The organism is Dactylosporangium sp. NPDC051485 (assembly GCF_040682015.1).
Classification (GTDB): domain Bacteria; phylum Actinomycetota; class Actinomycetes; order Mycobacteriales; family Micromonosporaceae; genus Dactylosporangium.
Window position 1 is genome coordinate 1 of record NZ_JBFAZW010000248.1, and the last position, 1,714, is coordinate 1,714.

Here is a 1,714-nt window from a genome sequence, read left to right on the forward strand (position 1 = left end):
GACGGCAAGGCGTCGGCCACCGCCACCGCCAACGGCGGCGTCGCCGACTTCACGCAGGGGCGCGGGGGCCGGGCGGTGCTCGCCCACGGCCAGGCGCACCAGCCAGGCGGCGTGCAGCACGCCGCAGGCGGCCGCGGCGAGCAGCACCGCGGCGGGCACGCTCAGGCCGAGCGGAGGGCCGCCGAGCAGCACCGCGGCCGCGGCGGTCAGGGTGAGCGGCGCGGAGGCCATGAGCCACCGTTCACGGGATCTGTGTGCGCCGCCGACGCCGGGTCTCATCTGGGGTCCGTCCGCTCGCTGGGTGGGGGGTACCTAGCTGTCCCCGGTAACGAGGCGGTCCGAGCGCGGTGACGGTGATCCACACCCCTGTCACCCGCCGGGGGTACCGTGTGGCCACTGGACGGATTCGGGGGCCGCGGCGGCTCGCTCGAGACGTGACGCGCGAAACCGCGCCGTGAGCTCGGCGCCGAGGCGGCCGCGGAGGGCTTCGCGAGAGCGGATGCTGGAGCGCTCCCTAGCGTCCGAGGCCCGCCTCGCGGGCCCGGACGATGGCCTCGGCGCGGTCGGCCACCTGCAGCTTGGCGAAGACGTTCGACACGTTGTTGCGGACCGTCTTCTGGGACAAGTACAGCGCCTGGGCGATCTGGGCGTTGGAGCGGCCGGCCGCGAGCAGCTCCAGGATCTCCCGCTCGCGCGCGGTCAGCTCCGGGAAGGCCTCGGCGGGGGCCGGCGGCCCGGCGGCGAAGAACTCGGCGATGCGCCGGGCCAGGGTCGCGCCGAACACCGCCCCGCCCGAGGCGACGGTGTTGATCGCCCGCACGATCTCCTCCTGCTCGGCGCCCTTCACGAGGTACCCCCGGGCGCCGGCCCGCACCGCGGTGAACACGGTGCCGTCGTCCTCGGACATGGTGAGCACCACGACGCCGACCTCGGGGGCCTCGGCCGCGAGCCGCCGGGTGGCCTCGATGCCGTTCAGATCCGGCATCTGTACGTCCATGACGACGACGGCCGGCCGCAGCCGCACGGCCAGCTCGACCGCCTCGCGCCCGGTGGCGGCCGTGCCGACCACGTCGATGCCGCCGACCGAGCCGAGCAGCACGGCCAGCCCGTCGCGGAAGATCGGGTGGTCGTCGGCGACGAGCACCCGGATCGGATCGCCGCTCACGTCGCCGCCTCCGCAACGCTGCGGCAGCGGCGCGACAACCTGAGTCCATGGTGAGCGGCCACTCCGCTGCGCTCCGTACCGCTCACGCCGGGGCTCCAATGCTCGGGGGTGCGGGGGATCACGAGCGTACCGCCGGGGTCAGGGGCAGGCGGGCGCGCACGACGGTGCCGCCCGACGCCGGGCACTCGATCTCGCAGCGCCCGCCCAGCTCGGCCGCCCGCTCCCGCAGCGAGACCAGCCCGACGCCCGACGGGGTGCCGGGGGCGATGCCGGCGCCGTCGTCGGTGATCTCGACCAGGAGGGTGCCGTCCTCGGCGGCCAGCCGCACCGTGCACGCGCTCGCGCCGGCGTGCCGGGTCACGTTCGTCAGGGCCTCCGCGACGATGCGGTACGCCGCCACCTCCACCGCCGCAGGCAGGTCCTCCGGCAGGTCCGCCGAGACCCGGGCGGCGAGCCCCGGCGTGCGCAGCCGCTCGGCCAGCTGCCCGACCGCGCCGGCCAGGCCGACGTCGTCGAGCGCGGGCGGGCGCAGGTCGTGCACGAGCCGCC

At 76.4% G+C, this 1,714-nt stretch carries 3 protein-coding genes; all 3 read right to left on the minus strand.

Annotated features, from left to right (window positions below):
- A partial coding sequence (locus tag AB0M46_RS51300; RefSeq protein ID WP_363349064.1) for a hypothetical protein occupies positions 1–231 on the minus strand: 231 nt, incomplete at its 3' end.
- Positions 232–514: 283 nt separating this feature from the next.
- Positions 515–1,165, minus strand: coding sequence for a response regulator transcription factor (locus tag AB0M46_RS51305; RefSeq protein ID WP_363349066.1), 651 nt, complete (start codon positions 1,163–1,165; stop codon positions 515–517).
- A 118-nt stretch (positions 1,166–1,283) separates the two neighbouring features.
- A partial coding sequence (locus AB0M46_RS51310) for an ATP-binding protein (protein WP_363349068.1) occupies positions 1,284–1,714 on the minus strand: 431 nt, incomplete at its 5' end.